Annotated in this window: 18 protein-coding genes and 4 tRNA genes; 7 read left to right on the forward strand and 15 right to left on the reverse strand. The window is 57.6% G+C overall.

The features are described 5' to 3' along the window. Positions 1 to 201: 201 nt before the first annotated feature. The 6 genes from flgE to P2T68_RS28555 form a co-directional block, all read right to left on the reverse strand. Positions 202 to 1,518, reverse strand: coding sequence for a flagellar hook protein FlgE (gene flgE, locus P2T68_RS28530; RefSeq protein ID WP_069076855.1), 1,317 nt, complete (start codon positions 1,516 to 1,518; stop codon positions 202 to 204). Between the two features lie 31 nt (positions 1,519 to 1,549). Then, positions 1,550 to 2,275 carry a flagellar hook assembly protein FlgD gene (gene flgD, locus P2T68_RS28535; protein ID WP_024076984.1) on the reverse strand — a complete coding sequence of 242 codons (726 nt, stop codon included), beginning with the start codon at positions 2,273 to 2,275 and terminating at the stop codon, positions 1,550 to 1,552. Positions 2,276 to 2,291: 16 nt separating this feature from the next. Beyond that, positions 2,292 to 2,735: a flagellar basal body rod protein FlgC gene (flgC, locus tag P2T68_RS28540; RefSeq protein WP_024076985.1), complete on the reverse strand. Its 444-nt coding sequence runs from the start codon at positions 2,733 to 2,735 to the stop codon at positions 2,292 to 2,294. A 3-nt stretch (positions 2,736 to 2,738) separates the two neighbouring features. Beyond that, positions 2,739 to 3,146 carry a flagellar basal body rod protein FlgB gene (gene flgB / locus P2T68_RS28545; RefSeq protein WP_003175633.1) on the reverse strand — a complete coding sequence of 136 codons (408 nt, stop codon included), beginning with the start codon at positions 3,144 to 3,146 and terminating at the stop codon, positions 2,739 to 2,741. A 297-nt stretch (positions 3,147 to 3,443) separates the two neighbouring features. Next, complete coding sequence (gene cheR / locus P2T68_RS28550) at positions 3,444 to 4,271, reverse strand: protein-glutamate O-methyltransferase CheR (protein ID WP_102624090.1); 828 nt, start codon at positions 4,269 to 4,271, stop codon at positions 3,444 to 3,446. A 43-nt stretch (positions 4,272 to 4,314) separates the two neighbouring features. Continuing rightward, complete coding sequence (locus P2T68_RS28555) at positions 4,315 to 5,247, reverse strand: chemotaxis protein CheV (RefSeq protein ID WP_024076987.1); 933 nt, start codon at positions 5,245 to 5,247, stop codon at positions 4,315 to 4,317. 81 nt (positions 5,248 to 5,328) lie between these two features. On the opposite strand from P2T68_RS28555, the gene flgA reads away from it, so the two are divergent. The 4 genes from flgA (at position 5,329) to P2T68_RS28575 (ending at position 7,924) form a co-directional block, all read left to right on the forward strand. After that, positions 5,329 to 6,093: a flagellar basal body P-ring formation chaperone FlgA gene (gene flgA / locus P2T68_RS28560; RefSeq protein ID WP_024076988.1), complete on the forward strand. Its 765-nt coding sequence runs from the start codon at positions 5,329 to 5,331 to the stop codon at positions 6,091 to 6,093. A gap of 143 nt (positions 6,094 to 6,236) precedes the next feature. Further along, positions 6,237 to 6,560 carry a flagellar biosynthesis anti-sigma factor FlgM gene (gene flgM, locus P2T68_RS28565; RefSeq protein WP_024076989.1) on the forward strand — a complete coding sequence of 108 codons (324 nt, stop codon included), beginning with the start codon at positions 6,237 to 6,239 and terminating at the stop codon, positions 6,558 to 6,560. 47 nt (positions 6,561 to 6,607) lie between these two features. Continuing rightward, the gene (locus tag P2T68_RS28570; RefSeq protein ID WP_024076990.1) at positions 6,608 to 7,078 is read left to right on the forward strand and encodes a flagellar protein FlgN; all 471 of its coding nucleotides are present in this window, start codon (positions 6,608 to 6,610) and stop codon (positions 7,076 to 7,078) included. A 96-nt stretch (positions 7,079 to 7,174) separates the two neighbouring features. Beyond that, positions 7,175 to 7,924 (forward strand): flagellar brake protein, encoded by a 750-nt coding sequence (locus tag P2T68_RS28575; RefSeq protein ID WP_024076991.1) that lies wholly within the window; start codon positions 7,175 to 7,177, stop codon positions 7,922 to 7,924. 59 nt (positions 7,925 to 7,983) lie between these two features. Here the strand turns inward: P2T68_RS28575 and P2T68_RS28580 are convergent, their stop codons facing one another. Next, positions 7,984 to 9,375, reverse strand: a complete 1,392-nt coding sequence (locus P2T68_RS28580; RefSeq protein WP_277378627.1) for an MFS transporter — start codon at positions 9,373 to 9,375, stop codon at positions 7,984 to 7,986. Between the two features lie 286 nt (positions 9,376 to 9,661). Next, positions 9,662 to 9,738: transfer RNA gene (locus P2T68_RS28585), tRNA-Arg, on the reverse strand. A 328-nt stretch (positions 9,739 to 10,066) separates the two neighbouring features. On the opposite strand from P2T68_RS28585, the gene P2T68_RS28590 reads away from it, so the two are divergent. Continuing rightward, the gene (locus P2T68_RS28590; RefSeq protein WP_024076994.1) at positions 10,067 to 10,297 is read left to right on the forward strand and encodes a hypothetical protein; all 231 of its coding nucleotides are present in this window, start codon (positions 10,067 to 10,069) and stop codon (positions 10,295 to 10,297) included. 10 nt (positions 10,298 to 10,307) lie between these two features. After that, a complete protein-coding gene (locus P2T68_RS28595; protein ID WP_069076859.1) occupies positions 10,308 to 10,487 on the forward strand; it encodes a PA3371 family protein in 180 nt (59 codons plus the stop codon). Positions 10,488 to 10,586: 99 nt separating this feature from the next. On the opposite strand, the gene P2T68_RS28600 is transcribed toward P2T68_RS28595, so the two are convergent. After that, positions 10,587 to 10,772, reverse strand: coding sequence for a hypothetical protein (locus tag P2T68_RS28600; protein WP_081329241.1), 186 nt, complete (start codon positions 10,770 to 10,772; stop codon positions 10,587 to 10,589). A gap of 109 nt (positions 10,773 to 10,881) precedes the next feature. On the opposite strand from P2T68_RS28600, the gene P2T68_RS28605 reads away from it, so the two are divergent. Then, complete coding sequence (locus P2T68_RS28605) at positions 10,882 to 11,208, forward strand: Arc family DNA-binding protein (RefSeq protein ID WP_024076996.1); 327 nt, start codon at positions 10,882 to 10,884, stop codon at positions 11,206 to 11,208. A gap of 143 nt (positions 11,209 to 11,351) precedes the next feature. Here P2T68_RS28605 and mgtE read toward each other — a convergent pair whose 3' ends face one another. The 6 genes from mgtE to P2T68_RS28635 form a co-directional block, all read right to left on the reverse strand. Further along, positions 11,352 to 12,794, reverse strand: coding sequence for a magnesium transporter (gene mgtE, locus P2T68_RS28610; RefSeq protein ID WP_069076860.1), 1,443 nt, complete (start codon positions 12,792 to 12,794; stop codon positions 11,352 to 11,354). A gap of 339 nt (positions 12,795 to 13,133) precedes the next feature. After that, positions 13,134 to 13,210 (reverse strand) — tRNA-Arg (locus P2T68_RS28615). Positions 13,211 to 13,282: 72 nt separating this feature from the next. Beyond that, positions 13,283 to 13,359, reverse strand: a tRNA-Arg gene (locus tag P2T68_RS28620). A 108-nt stretch (positions 13,360 to 13,467) separates the two neighbouring features. Next, positions 13,468 to 13,558 (reverse strand) — tRNA-Ser (locus tag P2T68_RS28625). Positions 13,559 to 13,620: 62 nt separating this feature from the next. Next, the gene (gene csrA / locus P2T68_RS28630; protein WP_003175645.1) at positions 13,621 to 13,809 is read right to left on the reverse strand and encodes a carbon storage regulator CsrA; all 189 of its coding nucleotides are present in this window, start codon (positions 13,807 to 13,809) and stop codon (positions 13,621 to 13,623) included. 175 nt (positions 13,810 to 13,984) lie between these two features. Continuing rightward, positions 13,985 to 15,226, reverse strand: a complete 1,242-nt coding sequence (locus tag P2T68_RS28635; protein ID WP_024076998.1) for an aspartate kinase — start codon at positions 15,224 to 15,226, stop codon at positions 13,985 to 13,987. Between the last annotated feature and the right edge of the window lie 41 nt (positions 15,227 to 15,267).

Here is a 15,267-nt window from a genome sequence, read left to right on the forward strand (position 1 = left end):
CTGGGCACCTCCAGACGAACGCCACATACCCGCCCTGCACTTGACTGGTGAGCCCACCGGCCCCTGACCTGATCAGTGGCGAGGCGGATATGGTGCACGCCTCATACGCGTTTTACGCATCGTTACTTGCGTCACGGCATGTTTTCCTGCGCCCACAAAAAAGCCCCTCTTGCGAGGGGCTTCTTGTGGAGCATGACCGCATCAGGTCATCTGGATGATGGTCTGCATGATGGTGCTCTGGGTGGAGATGGTCTTGGCGTTCGCCTGATAGTTGCTCTGGGCCTTGATCAGGTCCACCAGCTCGTTGGTCAGGTTGACGTTGGAGTTCTCCAGGGAGTTGGCCACGATCGAACCCAGCGTACCGGATTGCGGTGCGTCGTAACCCGGCTGGCCCGAGGCGAACGTCTCTCTCCAGGCGGTGCCGCCGGATGGCTGCAGGCCCTGCTCGTTGTTGAAGCTGGCCAGAGAGATCTGGCCGATGGCCTTGCTCTGCTGGTTACTGAAGGTGGCGAACAGCACACCGCTGCCGTCGATCTTCAAGCCGGTGATCTGGCCAGTGGCATAACCGTCGGTGACCGGCGGGTTACGGTAGCTGGCCGAGTTGTACTGGGTGATGTTGGCCATGTTGACGGCAATACCGCCAGCGTTGGCCGCTGCACCGTTAGGCGTCCAGACACCATTGACCAGGCCGCCCGGCTTCCAGTTGGAAATAGTCAGGGTGGTATTGGACACGGTGGCTGGCGGGGTGACGATCCCGGTGAGCTTGCCGGCGGTGTCAAACGACAACGTCGAGGCTACGGGCGCCGTGGAACCGGTGCCGCTGATCGGGGTGCCGTCAGGGTTACGCCCGTCAATCAGGGTGTAGGAGTTCCAGGTGTTGGAACCGGTTTTCACCAGGTACTGCACCATAGGATGCGCATTGCCCTGCGTATCGTAGAGCGTGGTGGAGTATTGAGTGTTGAAGCTGTCCGTCTTGGTCGGATCAAAGGGGTGCAAAGTCTGATCGATCGGCAGCTCGGACGAGTTCAGGTTACTGGTGGAGTCCACCTTGCTCGAAGCCTTCGGCGGCAGGTTCGACAGGTTCAATTGCAGGTCGGTCAGGCCGCCCTTGATGATCTTGCCGTCAGCATCCGCCGCATAACCCTGCAGGCGCGAGGTACCGGTGTTGTTGGTGATGTAGCCGTCCTTGTCCGCACGGAAGGCGCCGCTGCGGGTGTACTCCAGCGAGCCGTCGGTACCCTTCTGCACGAAGAAGCCGCCGCCCTGGATCGCCATGTCCAGGATGCCGCCACTGTTGTTGACGTCGCCCTGGGTGAACTGCTGGGACACTGCCGCCAGGTTCACACCGTTGCCGATGCTGTTCTGGCCGGTACCCAGTTTGGAGGCCGCGTAGATATCCGCGAATTCCGCACGGGACGATTTGAAGCCAGTGGTCGCGACGTTGGCGATGTTGTTGCCGGTCACGTCCAGTTGTTTGTTGGCCGCATAGAGGCCGCTAAGGCCGATGTTAAAAGACATGTTTCTCTCCCTCTGCCGTATTTAGCCGGCTCTATGTACCGATAGTCTGAATTTGCGACAGCTTGATGCTGCCCATGCCGCCCGCCAGGTTCAGCAGCATTTCGCCGCCGGTCTGGCTCAGGGTCACGCTCGTTACCGTTGCCGGCAGCGACGTGGCCAGGGCAACCGCATCGCCCGCGTCGTTCTTGGTGGTGGCATTGAAGGTGTAGGTGCCGGCTGGGGCGACCGCGCCGTTGTCGTCCTTGCCATCCCAGATAAAGCTCTGGTTGCCGGCAGCCTGGGCGCCCATATCGAGGGTGCGCACCACGTTGCCGTCCTTGTCGGTGATCTTGACGGAGACGTTGCCCACCGCCGAAGTCACCGCCACCGAACCGGTCATGCTCTTGCTCGTGTCCACGGTGGACTTGTCGGTCTGGATGACCACCGAACGCCCTACCAGCGACGACGCTTGCAGTGCTTGCGACGAGCTGAAGTTGCTGGAGATCGCGTTGACCGAGTCGTTCAGGGTGTTGATGCCTTCCAGGCTGCTGAACTGAGCCAACTGCGCCACGAACGCACCATTGTCCTGAGGCGACAGCGGGTTCTGGTTTTTCAGCTGGGTCACCAGCAACTGCAGGAACGCATCCTTGCCCAGCGACTGGCTGCCTGTCGCCGCCTTGGTAGCGCTGTTAAGACTGCTGTTGTCCGTTGCGGTCTTGACCTTGGAATTGAAAAGGTCCTGGACTGCCGAGTTGTTTGACGTATCAACGATGGCCATTATTTGGCGCCCCTTATCACTGACCCAGGGTCAGGACCTTCTGCATCATGGTTTTGGCGGTGTTCATCATTTCCGCGTTGGTCTGGAACGAGCGGCTGGCGGAAATCATGTCGGCCATCTCCTCGACCACGTTGACGTTGGGGTAGTAGACATAACCCTTTTCGTTCGCGGCGGGATGGTTAGGCTCGTAACGTGCTTCGAGGTTGCTCTGGTCTTCGACCACGCCGAGCACCTGCACGCCCTGGCCGGCGGCGTCCTGGTTCTGGAACAGCGAATCGCTGCCGCCGCTCTGGCCGCCCTGGAACATGGTGGCAAATACCGGGTGGCGGGCGCGGTAGGTCTGGTCAATGCTCGAAGACACGGTCTCGGCGTTGGCGATGTTACTGGCGACGGTGTTGAGGCGCGTGGTTTGAGCGCTCATGCCACTACCGGCAATATTGAAAACACTGGACAGGGACATGGCTTACTCTCCACGCAGGGCTGACATCAGCCCTTTGAATTTGCTGTTGAGCAGGGTAAAGCTGGCCTGGAAGTTCACCGAGTTTTCGGCATAGGCCGATTGCTCCAGCTGGGCGTCGACGGTGTTCTGGTCGATGGATGGCTGCATCGGCGTGCGATACAGCAGCGACTCGTCACCACTGCTCAGGCCTTGCGCTTCAATATGACGGCTGTTGGTCATGTTCAAGGCGAAGGTGCCGTTCTTGGTCTTGTCCTGCTGTGCTGCGAGCACGGCGGAGAAGTCCAGGTCCCGAGCCTTGTAGTTCGGGGTATCGGCGTTGGCAATGTTGTTGGCCAGGACTTCGGCGCGCTGGGCGCGGAAGCCCAGGGCTTGTTCATGGATACCGAGCGCTTTATCGAAGCTGATGCTCATGGCGGAAACCTTTAGGCTGACCTGCTGTGCGTTAACAGGGTTATAGCAAGGTGCATGCCAATCTTGTGAAAGCCCGGATATCAAGGGGTTGCGGGGAGCTTGCCGACGGCAATGCCAGAAAAGCGGCAACCGTTTTCCGCGTGACGCCAGTAAAGCGGCAATGGGGAGTTGCCGCTTTCTTCAACTTTGCCGCAAAAAAAATGTAGGAGGGGGCTTGCCCCCGATAGCGGTGTATCAGTGATAGATACATCAACTGAACCACTGCTATCGGGGGCGAGCCCCCTCCCACATTCTTTATTACTTGGCCTGGTAGATGATCCCCGGGCTGCACTGCACCATCTGGAAATGATCGGGCAGGCCGTTCAACGCTTCGGATGCACCGAGGAACAGGTAACCGCCGCGCTTGAGGGTGCCGTGGATGCGCAGCAAGATGTCTTTCTTCACTTCGGCAGAGAAGTAGATCAGCACGTTGCGGCAGAACACTATGTCGAACTTGCCCAGGCTGGCGTAGCTGTCGAGCAGGTTGAACGAGCGAAACTCCACTCGGTTCTTGATCGGCGCCTTGACCGCCCAGCGCCCCGCCCCTTTCGGGTCGAAGTAACGTTGCAGGCGCTCCTGGGACAGGCCACGCCCCAGGGCCAGGCTGTCGTACTCGCCGGTCTTGCAGTTGGTGAGCATGGTGCCGGATAAATCCGTCGCCACAATTTGCGCACCGGCCTTCAACTGGCCCATGTTGGTCCGCTCGAACTCATCGATGGTCATCGAAATCGAGTACGGTTCCTGCCCCGAAGAACAGGCTGCCGACCAGATGCGCAAGCGCTGGCCCGGGCTGGCCTTGATCGCCTCCGGCAACACTTTGCTCTTGAGCACCTCGAAGGGGTATGTATCGCGAAACCACAGGGTTTCGTTGGTGGTCATGGCATCGACCACCATTTCCTTGAGCCCACTGCGCGGCTGGCTCTGGATCCGCTGGACCAACTCACCCAGGGACTTGATGCCCTGCTGTTCCATCAGCTTGTTGAGACGGCTGGATACCAGGTATTGCTTGTTTTCACCAAGCAATATGCCACAGGCTTTTTCCAGGAAGACCCGGAACTGTTCGAAATCCAAATTACCCGTAGACAAAGATACCGCCTCTTAAATCGTGTGACCGCCAGGGAAAAAGCCCCTAGCCGTGATCTGCTGCCTTGATCCGGTCGACTACCCGGGATGCCAGGTCATCAGGGCGGAATTTGGCCAGAAAGTCGTCGGCACCGACCTTCTTGACCATCGCCTGATTGAATACGCCCGACAACGAAGTATGCAGGATGATATGCAATTTTTGCATGCGTGGATCGTTACGTATCTCAGCCGTGAGGGTGTAGCCGTCCATTTCCGGCATCTCGATGTCGGAGATCATCATCAAGAATTCTTCTTCCGGCTTCTTGCCTTCATCGACCAGCTTGCGCAGGTAATCCAACGCCTGGCGACCATCATTGAGCGCCACCACGTCCACGCCGACGGTTTGCAGGCAACGGGTCACCTGCTTACGCGCCACCGAAGAATCGTCCACCGTCAGTACGCGCAAGGAAATCGCCTTGTGCGCGGTATCGGCGTCCACCACACCGACCGAAATCGATTCAGAGGTGGGCGCCACTTCGGCGAGGATTTTCTCCACGTCGATAATTTCTACAAGCTGGTTGTCCACCCGCGTCACTGCCGTGAGGTAGTGATCGCGACCGGTGCCCTTGGGTGGCGGATGAATTTCTTCCCAGTTCATGTTGACAATGCGTTCCACCGAGCGCACCAGGAAACCCTGGGTCTTGGTGTTGTATTCGGTAATGATCACAAACGGGTTCTCTCGATCCTGCAGACCGGACGACCCTGTCGCCAAGGCCAGGTCAAGAATCGGGATGGTCGCGCCACGGATGTTGGCCACGCCACACACCACCGGACTGGACTTGGGCATGATCGTCAGCTTGGGGCACTGCAGCACTTCCCGCACTTTGAACACATTGATGCCGTATAGCTGCTTGCCGTCCAGACGAAACAGCAACAACTCCAGGCGATTCTGCCCTACCAGCTGTGTGCGCTGGTTTACTGAATCCATTACACCTGCCATGCCCAGACTCCTACGCTAAAACCTTCGGGGGTACGACGCGTACCCAATACTAAACGGCACGAGCTTTGCTATTTATTGGCTATGGACATTAAAACGACAGTTTCCCGACGCCTTCGCCTCCCACGCAGCCGCAGATTGCTCTGCGTCTCGATGGCGTTGCTTGCCTTGAGCCTGGGAACCACGGCCCGCGCAGATAACGTCACCTTGCCTGATCTACTTATCGGCGTCACTCAAGGCTTTCTTGAGTTCACTGTAGAAGATTATCTGGCGACCACCCAGACACCTGGGCGCTATGAAATCCAGGTCAACCAGCTAGACCCGCGCTTGCGCATGCCAATGTGCGACAAGGAATTGACAGCGTCCCTGGAAAGCCCCGCACAGCCTATCGGCCGTGTGACGGTGAAGGTTCGCTGCGAGGGCGCCGCGCCCTGGACCGTGTTTGTGCCAGCGCAGGTCAAGTTGTTCCGCGATGTCGTGGTGGTGGTAAGACCGTTGAAACGCACTGGCATCATCGGTTTCGAGGACGTGGCCTTGCGTGAACGCGACATCAGTTTGATCAACCAGGGCTATCTGACGTCGGTCGATCAGGCCATCGGGCAGAAACTTACCCGACCAATGGTCACCGATCAGGTCATTACCCTGGTCCATCTGGAGCAGGCCGAGGTGGTTCGCAAGGGTGACCAGGTGGTAATTTCCGCGAGCAGCGGCGGCTTGAATGTGAAAATGCCGGGTGAAGCGCTGTCCAACGGAGGCATGAGTGAGCAGATACGTGTCAAGAACCTCAACTCCAATCGTGTCATCAAGGCACGGGTGACAGCCCCCGGACAAGTCGAGGTTGCTTTATAGATCACTGGAATAGGACGCCAGCTTTTCCTACACTGTGTGCCAGATGTTGCGCGTGCAGGTTTATTGTCAATCGAGCCTAAAGTTTGTCCGGGTATGGCCGAAAACATGGCAAGCGTCCAAATACCCAGAGGTTTTTAATTATCATGGTCATCGATTTCAGTCGTTTGAATAATTCCCCGGCATTGCCAGGCACTACGCGCACCAGCGGCACCAAGGACAGCGTAGAAGCCAAGGCCCAGCCTCTGCCTGCCAAGACAGAACAGGCCAGCGCCAGCCAAAGCGGGGAATCCGTACACCTGAGCAATGAGGCTCAACAGTTGCAGAAGGTCACTGACTCGCTGCGCGACCAACCTGTGGTCAATAAAGCCCGCGTGGCCGAATTGAAACAGGCTATCGCCGATGGCAGCTATAAAGTCGACAGCAACCGTGTAGCCAGCAAGCTGCTTAACTTCGAAGCCGAGCGCTAGGCAAAGGCCTGCGCAGGGCTTTTGGACGCTTAAAACCAAGGCCAGCCATGCACCACGACGAAACCTTGCTTCAACTGATCATTGATGATCTGGCGCCGACGCAACAATTGCTCGAGCTGCTGAAAGAAGAGACCCTGGCCCTCTACGGCCGGGATATGCCGCTGCTGGAAGATATCCTGGCGCGCAAACAGTCGCTGATTGTCCTGCTGGAACAGCATGGCAAGAAGCGCAGCCAGATTCTCACCAGCCTGGGCCTGCCGGCCGATCACGACGGCCTCGCCCAACTGGCCAGCCACTCCTCGGTCGGCGATCAACTGCTGGCCCAAAGCAAAGAACTCAACCAATTGCTCAGCCAGTGCCAGGAAGTCAACCTGCTCAACGGCCAGTCGATCCAGCTTCAGCAAGCTACGACCGCCAACCAGCTGCGTATACTCCACGGCGGTGAGCCACCGGCGCTGTACAACGCCCAAGGCTCTACCTCACGCTTGGTCAAACCAAGCACCCGCAGCCAAGCCTGACGCCCGTTTTCGGCACAGCCTATCCAAGGCCCGCCACATACTGGCAAAATGCCGGTTCTTGCGTGTAGTCGTATTTTGTCTGGAGATGGAAGAACCGTGTTCAACGCCCTTAATGCGGAAGATGCTCCGCAGCCACCCAAGGTGCTCACCACGCCTCTGGAAATCGCCGGCACCTTGCGAATGCTGCAAGAAAGCCATGATCCGCTGATCATCACCTTCCACGAACGCAGCCAGCGCTTCCAGAGCTACCTGGTCGATGTCGATCGGGACAGCAAGACCCTGGCCCTGGACGAAATGATCCCGCGTGATGGCGAACGCCACCTTGAGAATGGCGAACCCTTCCGCATCGAAGGCTTTCACGACGGCGTACGCGTCGCCTGGGAAAGCAATGGCACCCTGACCATCAGCGAAAAAGATGGCCATCGCATCTACACCGGCGCCATGCCGGGCGAGGTGGTCTACCACCAGCGCCGCAATGCCTTCCGCGCGGCACTGAAGCTGGCCCAACTGGTCAATATCGAGCTGGGCGGCGAGAAACTCAAGGCCCCGGTCAGCGGCAAGCTGCTGGATATTTCCGCCACCGGCTGCAAATTGCGCTTCGAAGGCGATATCTCCGAACGCCTGCAGTTGGGCCAGGTCTACGATCGCTTTATCGCTGCCCTGCCGTTCGGCAGCATGACCACCTCCGTCGAGCTGCGTTACCTGCATTTCGAAGAGAAGATCAACACCACCTTCGCAGGCGTGCGCTTCCACAACATGAGCGGCCTGGTACAGCGCCAGGTCGAACGATTTGTGTATCAACTGCAACGCGAAGCGCGACGCTTCGATAAGGACGACGACTTCTAAGTGTGAAGATCGCGACAAAAAAACGGGCAGACCCTTTCAGGATCTGCCCGTTTTTGCTTTCAGGGGCGTGCCCTGCTCAGGTCATGGGGGTGCTCATCCGGACCTATAGGTTCTGGCGGTCCTTCGAAAGGCGGCTCATCCGTCGGTGGTACCGAGTCGACTTCATGCTCAGGCTCAGGCTCAGCGACAGCTGTCTGCATCTGCTCTTGCACCACTTGCTCATCGACCCGCGGGTCAAGTGCAGCCACCAGCGGCGAACTGGACATGCTGTCAGGCATGGCCACGTGCTGCAGGGGCGCATCATCGACCTGATGCAGGTTGGTCACGGCTTTAGGACGGATACGCCACACCAGGATCAGCGCACACAGGCTGAAAAACGCGTACAGCATCTGACTGCCAAATAGTTTCATCACCACGCCAGCCAGCAACGGCCCGATACTGGCGCCGACCCCGTAGGTCACCAGCAACATGGCTGTCAGCGATACCCGCCGATCACCTTCAACGTGATCGTTGGAAAACGCCACCGCCAGCGGGTACAGACAGAACTGCACCAACGAACACAGGAACCCGGCCACGAACAGCACCTCCAACGGCACCTTGCTCAGGATGGCCAACGGTAATGCCGCAACCGCCAGGCACAGGGCGAAGCAGCGAATCAACAACGCACGATCATAGCGATCCGACAGCCAGCCCAACGGCCACTGCACCACCAAACCGGCAAAAATGCAGCTACCCATGAACAGACCCACCTGCTCGGTGGTCAGCCCCTGCTGGGACGCATACAGCGGCGCCAAGCCGTAGAACGAGCCAACGATCAGCCCCGCCCCCAGCACCGTACTCAACGACTGCGGTACCCGCTTGATAAAGAAGCGCGGCTCCATCGGCGCCGGATGCAGCGGCGCCGGGTGAATACGCCGGGTCATGGCCACGGGTACCAGGCACAGGGCAAAGCACAGCGCCACCAGCATCAATAGCTCAAGGCCCAGCTGGGGATGCATCACCAGGATCAGTTGGCCCAACACCAGGCCCAGGTAGGACGCGATCATATAGCCACTGAACACCACGCCACGCTGCCTGGCGTCCGCCTGCTCGTTAAGCCAGCTTTCGATAACCATGTACTGGCACATCATCCCCAAGCCCACGATGACCCGCAGCACGATCCAGGCCGGCAGCCAGTCGATCAGGCCATGGCCCAGCACGGCTGCACCGACAATGCCCGCACAGGTGGCGTAGGCACGAATATGCCCCACCCGGCCAATCAGGCGATGCCCGATCTTGCCGCCCAGCACCAGGCCGAAATAGTTGGCCGCCATCAAGGCACCCACCCATAGGCTGTCGACATGGTCAGCCGCCAGGCGCAACGCGAGGTAAGTACTGAGCAGGCCGGAGCCGATCAGCATCATCAAGGAGGCGAAATAAAGGGCTCGAAAAGATTTCCAGATCTGGCGCATCGGCGTTCCGAGCGGCTCCTTGCAGTGAGGGTCAGGGCTACCGGCATGATAGTCCTGGGTTGTTGGGTCCGGACAGGCGCTACGCGCTGTTTCCGAGGATTATTTTGTTTAAATTGATTGGCAACAGCTCTGACGTTGCCGGGGGGCGTGCGAGGTACACCGTTAGCAAAAATACACGACGCACCTGCTGTGAACCTCGATCAGCGGCAAGGTTCGACCTGAGTTTGAAAAGACTCTACGCGCACAAAAAAGCCCCGCCAGCGTTCACTGTGCGGGGCTTTGAATCTGGTGTCCCAGGGCCGGTTCGAACGGCCAACCTTCCCCTTAGGAGGGGGATGCTCTATCCAATTGAGCTACTGGGACAAATGACAGCCGTCGCAGCGATGGGCACTGCGACGGACGGCGTGCATGTTAACGGCCAAGGTCGGATTTGTCATGTCGTCCGTGGGCTTTTTGAGTGTAGGCGCATGCCTGCCAGAAAGAGCAGGGTTTCGCCTCGTAAAACCAGGGTTGCCGAAGCCATCGTGCAAAATGCACTACCCCAAAATGCCAGCATTGCAATTTGCAACCCTCAGCCCCCTAAAAATAGCCTCAAACCATTGATTTAATTGAAATAATAGTTTGGCACGGCATCTGCAATACTTCTTCGACAAAATCCAATTTGGCCCAGTCACCGACGGAGAACATGACCATGAACAGTGCCCTTCTGTTAGCCCTCAATACCGTGGCCCTGGCCGTATTGGTGATGTTCCACTTCCAGCAGTCGCCGACTACCGACGACGACGCCAAGGTGAGCCAGGCCATTCCACACCACCTGCAGCAACGCCCGCAATTGGCAGTGATGACGGCCAACCCGCAATCACCGGTTCGCCTGGCCCAGAGCACACAGGCAGCACCTGCATCCGAACACTGGGTATTCTGAGGAAGCCTTCATGTCCAAATCTGCCTGGCTGTTTCTGTGCCTGACCCTGGTAAGCGGGCTGCTTGGCCTGGAAACCTCCTCCCAAGACGGCCAAACCATCGCCTTCATCGCCAGCGCCATGTTCGCCGGATGCCTGGTTCTGACCCTGATTGTGGGCCGCCGGATCAAATTCGATCCCGTGCTGCGCTGAAGCATCGCTCGCCTGCGTTTCGCCCTACCTTATGTCGCCTCGCCTAGTAAATCGGCAAATTGCCACTAGTCTTAAGATTAGGGGCAAAAGGCCACATTGCTATAGGATGTGCGCCCTCAAACCCTGTTGCGGCCTAGGCCTGCGGGAAGATCGCCGAATCTGATCTTCTGCAGGAAAGTTTTCCAACCAGTCCGCAAAAATGCAAATCAGTGCTGGCATAAAGCCTTTAGTCAGTTCAATATTTGTCACAGAATTGACGCCAAGGAACTGGCAAATCTGAGGCATGATGCGGCCTCTTTGCAATTCAGGTTGAACTTTGGTCGTGAGCCTTGTCTTAACACTCATCTTGCGGCCAATTCCAAAAACCGCTCCCCTGAACTAACCGGTTAAATATATGCGCCCATTGAAACAGGCAATTTATTCCAGCCGTACGGCTGACAAGTTCGTCGTACGTCTGCCAGACGGAATGCGGGAACGCATTGCCGAGGTGGCTCGCAATCATCACCGCAGCATGAACTCCGAAATCATCGCGCGCCTGGAACAGAGCCTTATTCAGGAAGGTGCGTTGGGTGAAGAGTTGAGCATGCGCCTGGACAGCCCAGAGCTGTCACTGCACGAACGCGAACTGCTGCAGCGTTTCCGTCAGCTCTCCCACCGCCAGCAAAATGCTCTCGTCTCACTTATTGCACACGATGTCGAGGCGGCCGCAGAAGCCGACTGATCTACCCCTGAAAGCCGAAGCCAGCCTTGTGCTGGCTTTTTTTTGCCTTGAATTTGGGAAGGGGGATCATTGCTGGAGCAAACTGGCTTGCGCTGGAAGGGGAACAAGCCCCCTCACCACAACAAGCCAGCCCAGGAAGGCGATCAAAGCAGGAAGATGGTTGCCAACCCCAGGAAGATGAAGAAACCACCACTGTCAGTCATGGCGGTAATCATCACGCTGGCGCCCATGGCTGGATCGCGCCCAAGGCGTGCCAGGGTCATGGGGATCAACACGCCCATGAGGGCCGCCAACAACAGATTAAGGGTCATGGCGGCAGTCATCACCACCCCCAGGGACCAACTGCCATACAGCATGTAGGCCACAATACCAATCACCCCGCCCCACACCACGCCGTTGATCAGCGCTACCGCCAGTTCCTTGCGCATCAGGCGTGAGGTATTGCCGGTGTTCACCTGGTCCAGCGCCATGGCGCGCACGATCATGGTGATGGTCTGGTTGCCGGAGTTGCCGCCAATACCCGCTACGATCGGCATCAGTGCCGCCAAGGCCACCAATTTCTCGATAGAGCCTTCGAACAACCCGATCACCCTTGAAGCAATAAAAGCGGTAATCAGGTTGACGGCCAGCCAGGCCCAGCGGTTACGCAATGAACGCCAGACCGACGCAAAAATATCTTCCTCTTCACGCAGACCCGCCATGTTGAGGACTTCGGTTTCACTTTCCTCACGAATCAGGTCGACCATTTCATCGATGGTCAGACGACCGATCAGCTTGCCGTTCTTGTCGACCACCGGGGCAGAGATCAAGTCGTAGCGCTCGAACGCCTGGGCTGCATCGTAGGCATCTTCGTCCGGATGGAAACTCACCGGGTCGCTGGCCATGACATCGGCCACTTTCTTCTCTGGGTCGTTGACCAGCAGGCGCTTGATCGGCAGCACCCCCTTGAGAATGCCTTCGTAGTCGACCACGAAGAGCTTGTCGGTGTGGCCTGGCAGTTCTTTCAAGCGACGCAGATAACGCAATACCACTTCCAGGCTGACGTCTTCGCGGATGGTGACCATCTCGAAGTCCATCAGGGCGCCGACCTGATCCTCGTCATAGGACAACGCAGAGCGCACTCGCTCGCGTTGCTGGCCGTCGAGGGCCTCCATCAGCTCATGGACAACGTCACGGGGCAGCTCAGGCGCCAGGTCAGCCAGTTCGTCGGCGTCCATCTCCCTGGCTGCGGCCAGGAGCTCGTGATCGTCCATGTCGGCGATCAGGGTTTCGCGCACCGAATCGGATACTTCGAGGAGGATGTCGCCGTCGCGATCAGCCTTGACCAGTTGCCAGAGGGTCAGTCGATCGTCCAGCGGCAAGGCTTCAAGGATATAGGCGACGTCGGCAGAGTGCAGGTCATCGAGCTTGCGCTGCAATTCGACGAGGTTTTGCCGGTGAACCAGGTTTTCGACGCGGTCGTGATTCGGACCTTCCTGGCGGTGCGTGAGGTCTTCGACCACGCGCTGGCGCTGCAGCAGCTCGATGACTTGAGCCAGGCGATCCTGCAGGCTTTCTTGTGTTTTCTTTACTTCTACTTCGGTCATAGGCGAACTCCACTCCCAGCAGCGGGGCACGCCGGAAGGATCAATCAGTCAATTCATGATTGGTAAAACGGGATACTGAGTAACTACTGGGTAAGTCCATGGAGGTATTCCATAAGCCCCGGCGGGGCTGACGGGCGCAATGATACACCGCCCGGCCATTTTTAACGTCAAAAAACTGGAAAGAACAAGCGCTTGCGAGTCAAAGCTCAGCATTAGCCGCATCTATGAACTGCGACGACGCAGCCCGGGAGGAAAACACATGGGGCTGGAGAAAAAGAACACATTCCACATAAACCCCAGACGGCAAAAAGCCCGCACTAGGCGGGCTTTTTGTTTGTATGGTGCACTCGACAGGATTCGAACCTGTGACCGCTCGGTTCGTAGCCGAGTACTCTATCCAGCTGAGCTACGAGTGCAGATTGTGTTTTTAGACCAGATCACAACTGGTTGAAGCCGAACCACCTGCATTACTGCAACTGACTCTTAAATGGTGCACTCGACAGGATTCGAACCTGTGACCGCTCGGTTCGTAGCCGAGTACTCTATCCAGCTGAGCTACGAGTGCATTTGTTGCCGCGCATTATAGGCCGTTCAATCTCTATGTAAAGCGATTTTTTCGAGTAATTTCAACAACTTACCGATAAATCCAGATTGCAACGTACTAAGCAAATAATGGCGGAGAACGGGGGATTCGAACCCCCGACACCCTTTTGAGGTGTACTCCCTTAGCAGGGGAGCGCCTTCGGCCACTCGGCCAGCTCTCCGCAACACGGGGCGTATATTAACCACGTTCATCCCCGTTTGCAAACATAAAAAACGATAAAAATTAAAGGCTTGGTTCTTCGTCCTTCTCTTTCTTGATCCGCAGGTAGATTTCCTCGCGGTGGACCGCTACCTCTTTCGGAGCGTTAACCCCGATACGCACTTGATTGCCTTTGACGCCGAGCACGGTCACGGTGATTTCGCCATCACCAATAATCAGGCTTTCTGCGCAACGACGAGTCAGAATCAACATACCTTTCTCCTCACGCATTTCAGTTCAGGAACAACAGTCTGCAAAAAAAAGGCATTCGACCTACAACCAAAAGGCCGTAGCCCTACCTGCCTAAGTATTGTCGAGCACAGGTAAAAGAACATGGGCCCGACAAAAAAATGAAAGGCGCGGTAAACCGCGCCTTCCTGGCATTGCATCACTCGCCCTGTCGGGCCGGAGCGTCCAGCTCAAAAGCGGTATGCAGTGCGCGTACAGCCAGTTCCAGGTACTTCTCTTCAATCACCACCGAGACTTTGATTTCCGAGGTGGAGATCATCTGGATGTTGATGCTTTCCTTGGCCAGGGCCTCGAACATACGGCTGGCAACGCCGGCATGGGAACGCATGCCCACACCTACGATCGACACCTTGGCGATCTTGGTATCGCCGACCACTTCACGCGCGCCGATCTCGCTCGCGGTGTTCTGCAGGATACGTTCGGCCGCATCGTACTCGTTGCGGTGTACGGTGAAGGTGAAATCGGTGGTGTTATCGTGCGAAACGTTCTGCACGATCATATCGACTTCAATGTTCGCGCCGCTGATAGGCCCGAGGATCTTGAAAGCCACGCCCGGGGTGTCTGGCACGCCACGGATCGTCAGCTTGGCTTCATCGCGATTGAAGGCGATGCCGGAAATGATCGGCTGTTCCATGGATTCCTCTTCATCAATAGTAATAAGGGTGCCCGGACCCTCTTTGAAGCTGTGCAATACGCGCAGCGGAACGTTGTACTTGCCGGCGAATTCCACCGCGCGGATCTGCAACACCTTGGAACCGAGGCTGGCCATTTCCAGCATCTCTTCGAAGGTGATCTTGTCCAGGCGCTGGGCCACGGACACCACGCGCGGATCGGTGGTGTAGACGCCATCCACATCGGTGTAGATCTGGCATTCGTCAGCCTTCAGGGCTGCGGCCAGCGCTACGCCGGTGGTATCGGAACCGCCACGCCCGAGGGTGGTGATGTTGCCCTGCTCGTCAACGCCCTGGAAACCGGCGACAACCACGACACGCCCTTCCTTCAGATCAGCACGGATCTTCTGATCGTCGATCTGCAGGATACGCGCCTTGGTGTGCGCGCTGTCGGTGAGGATGCGCACCTGGCTACCAGTGTAGGACACCGCCGGCACGCCACGCTTGTTCAGCGCCATGGCCAGCAACGCAATGGTGACCTGCTCGCCGGTGGACACGATCACATCCAGCTCACGCGGCAGTGGTTGTTGATCGCCACTGATTGCCTTGGCCAGATCGATCAGGCGATTGGTCTCGCCGCTCATGGCGGACAGCACCACCACCAGGTCATCGCCGGCATCGCGGAATTTCTTAACCTTGTCGGCAACCTGCTCGATTCTTTCGACAGAACCGACCGAGGTACCTCCAAATTTCTGTACGATCAAAGCCATTTCTAAGCCGCCTCAGCCCGTAAAGGGGCGCCCAATAAACC

Origin of the sequence: Pseudomonas sp. G11 (genome assembly GCF_029457515.1) — a bacterium.
In the GTDB taxonomy this organism is placed as follows: Bacteria; Pseudomonadota; Gammaproteobacteria; order Pseudomonadales; family Pseudomonadaceae; genus Aquipseudomonas; species Aquipseudomonas gorinensis.

What these genes read in the sequence shown, in the direction of transcription:
- flgD (WP_024076984.1), bottom strand. Translation starts at nt 2,275, where the DNA reads ATGGCCATCGTTGATACGTCAAACAACTCGGCAGTCCAGGACCTTTTC.
- P2T68_RS28605 (WP_024076996.1), top strand. Translation starts at nt 10,882, where the DNA reads ATGCGCCCATTGAAACAGGCAATTTATTCCAGCCGTACGGCTGACAAG.
- P2T68_RS28595 (WP_069076859.1), top strand. Translation starts at nt 10,308, where the DNA reads ATGTCCAAATCTGCCTGGCTGTTTCTGTGCCTGACCCTGGTAAGCGGG.
- mgtE (WP_069076860.1), bottom strand. Translation starts at nt 12,794, where the DNA reads ATGACCGAAGTAGAAGTAAAGAAAACACAAGAAAGCCTGCAGGATCGC.
- flgB (WP_003175633.1), bottom strand. Translation starts at nt 3,146, where the DNA reads ATGAGCATCAGCTTCGATAAAGCGCTCGGTATCCATGAACAAGCCCTG.
- P2T68_RS28570 (WP_024076990.1), top strand. Translation starts at nt 6,608, where the DNA reads ATGCACCACGACGAAACCTTGCTTCAACTGATCATTGATGATCTGGCG.
- flgM (WP_024076989.1), top strand. Translation starts at nt 6,237, where the DNA reads ATGGTCATCGATTTCAGTCGTTTGAATAATTCCCCGGCATTGCCAGGC.
- P2T68_RS28600 (WP_081329241.1), bottom strand. Translation starts at nt 10,772, where the DNA reads ATGCCTCAGATTTGCCAGTTCCTTGGCGTCAATTCTGTGACAAATATT.
- flgE (WP_069076855.1), bottom strand. Translation starts at nt 1,518, where the DNA reads ATGTCTTTTAACATCGGCCTTAGCGGCCTCTATGCGGCCAACAAACAA.
- flgC (WP_024076985.1), bottom strand. Translation starts at nt 2,735, where the DNA reads ATGTCCCTGTCCAGTGTTTTCAATATTGCCGGTAGTGGCATGAGCGCT.
- P2T68_RS28555 (WP_024076987.1), bottom strand. Translation starts at nt 5,247, where the DNA reads ATGGCAGGTGTAATGGATTCAGTAAACCAGCGCACACAGCTGGTAGGG.
- P2T68_RS28590 (WP_024076994.1), top strand. Translation starts at nt 10,067, where the DNA reads ATGAACAGTGCCCTTCTGTTAGCCCTCAATACCGTGGCCCTGGCCGTA.
- csrA (WP_003175645.1), bottom strand. Translation starts at nt 13,809, where the DNA reads ATGTTGATTCTGACTCGTCGTTGCGCAGAAAGCCTGATTATTGGTGAT.
- P2T68_RS28580 (WP_277378627.1), bottom strand. Translation starts at nt 9,375, where the DNA reads ATGCGCCAGATCTGGAAATCTTTTCGAGCCCTTTATTTCGCCTCCTTG.
- P2T68_RS28635 (WP_024076998.1), bottom strand. Translation starts at nt 15,226, where the DNA reads ATGGCTTTGATCGTACAGAAATTTGGAGGTACCTCGGTCGGTTCTGTC.
- flgA (WP_024076988.1), top strand. Translation starts at nt 5,329, where the DNA reads ATGGACATTAAAACGACAGTTTCCCGACGCCTTCGCCTCCCACGCAGC.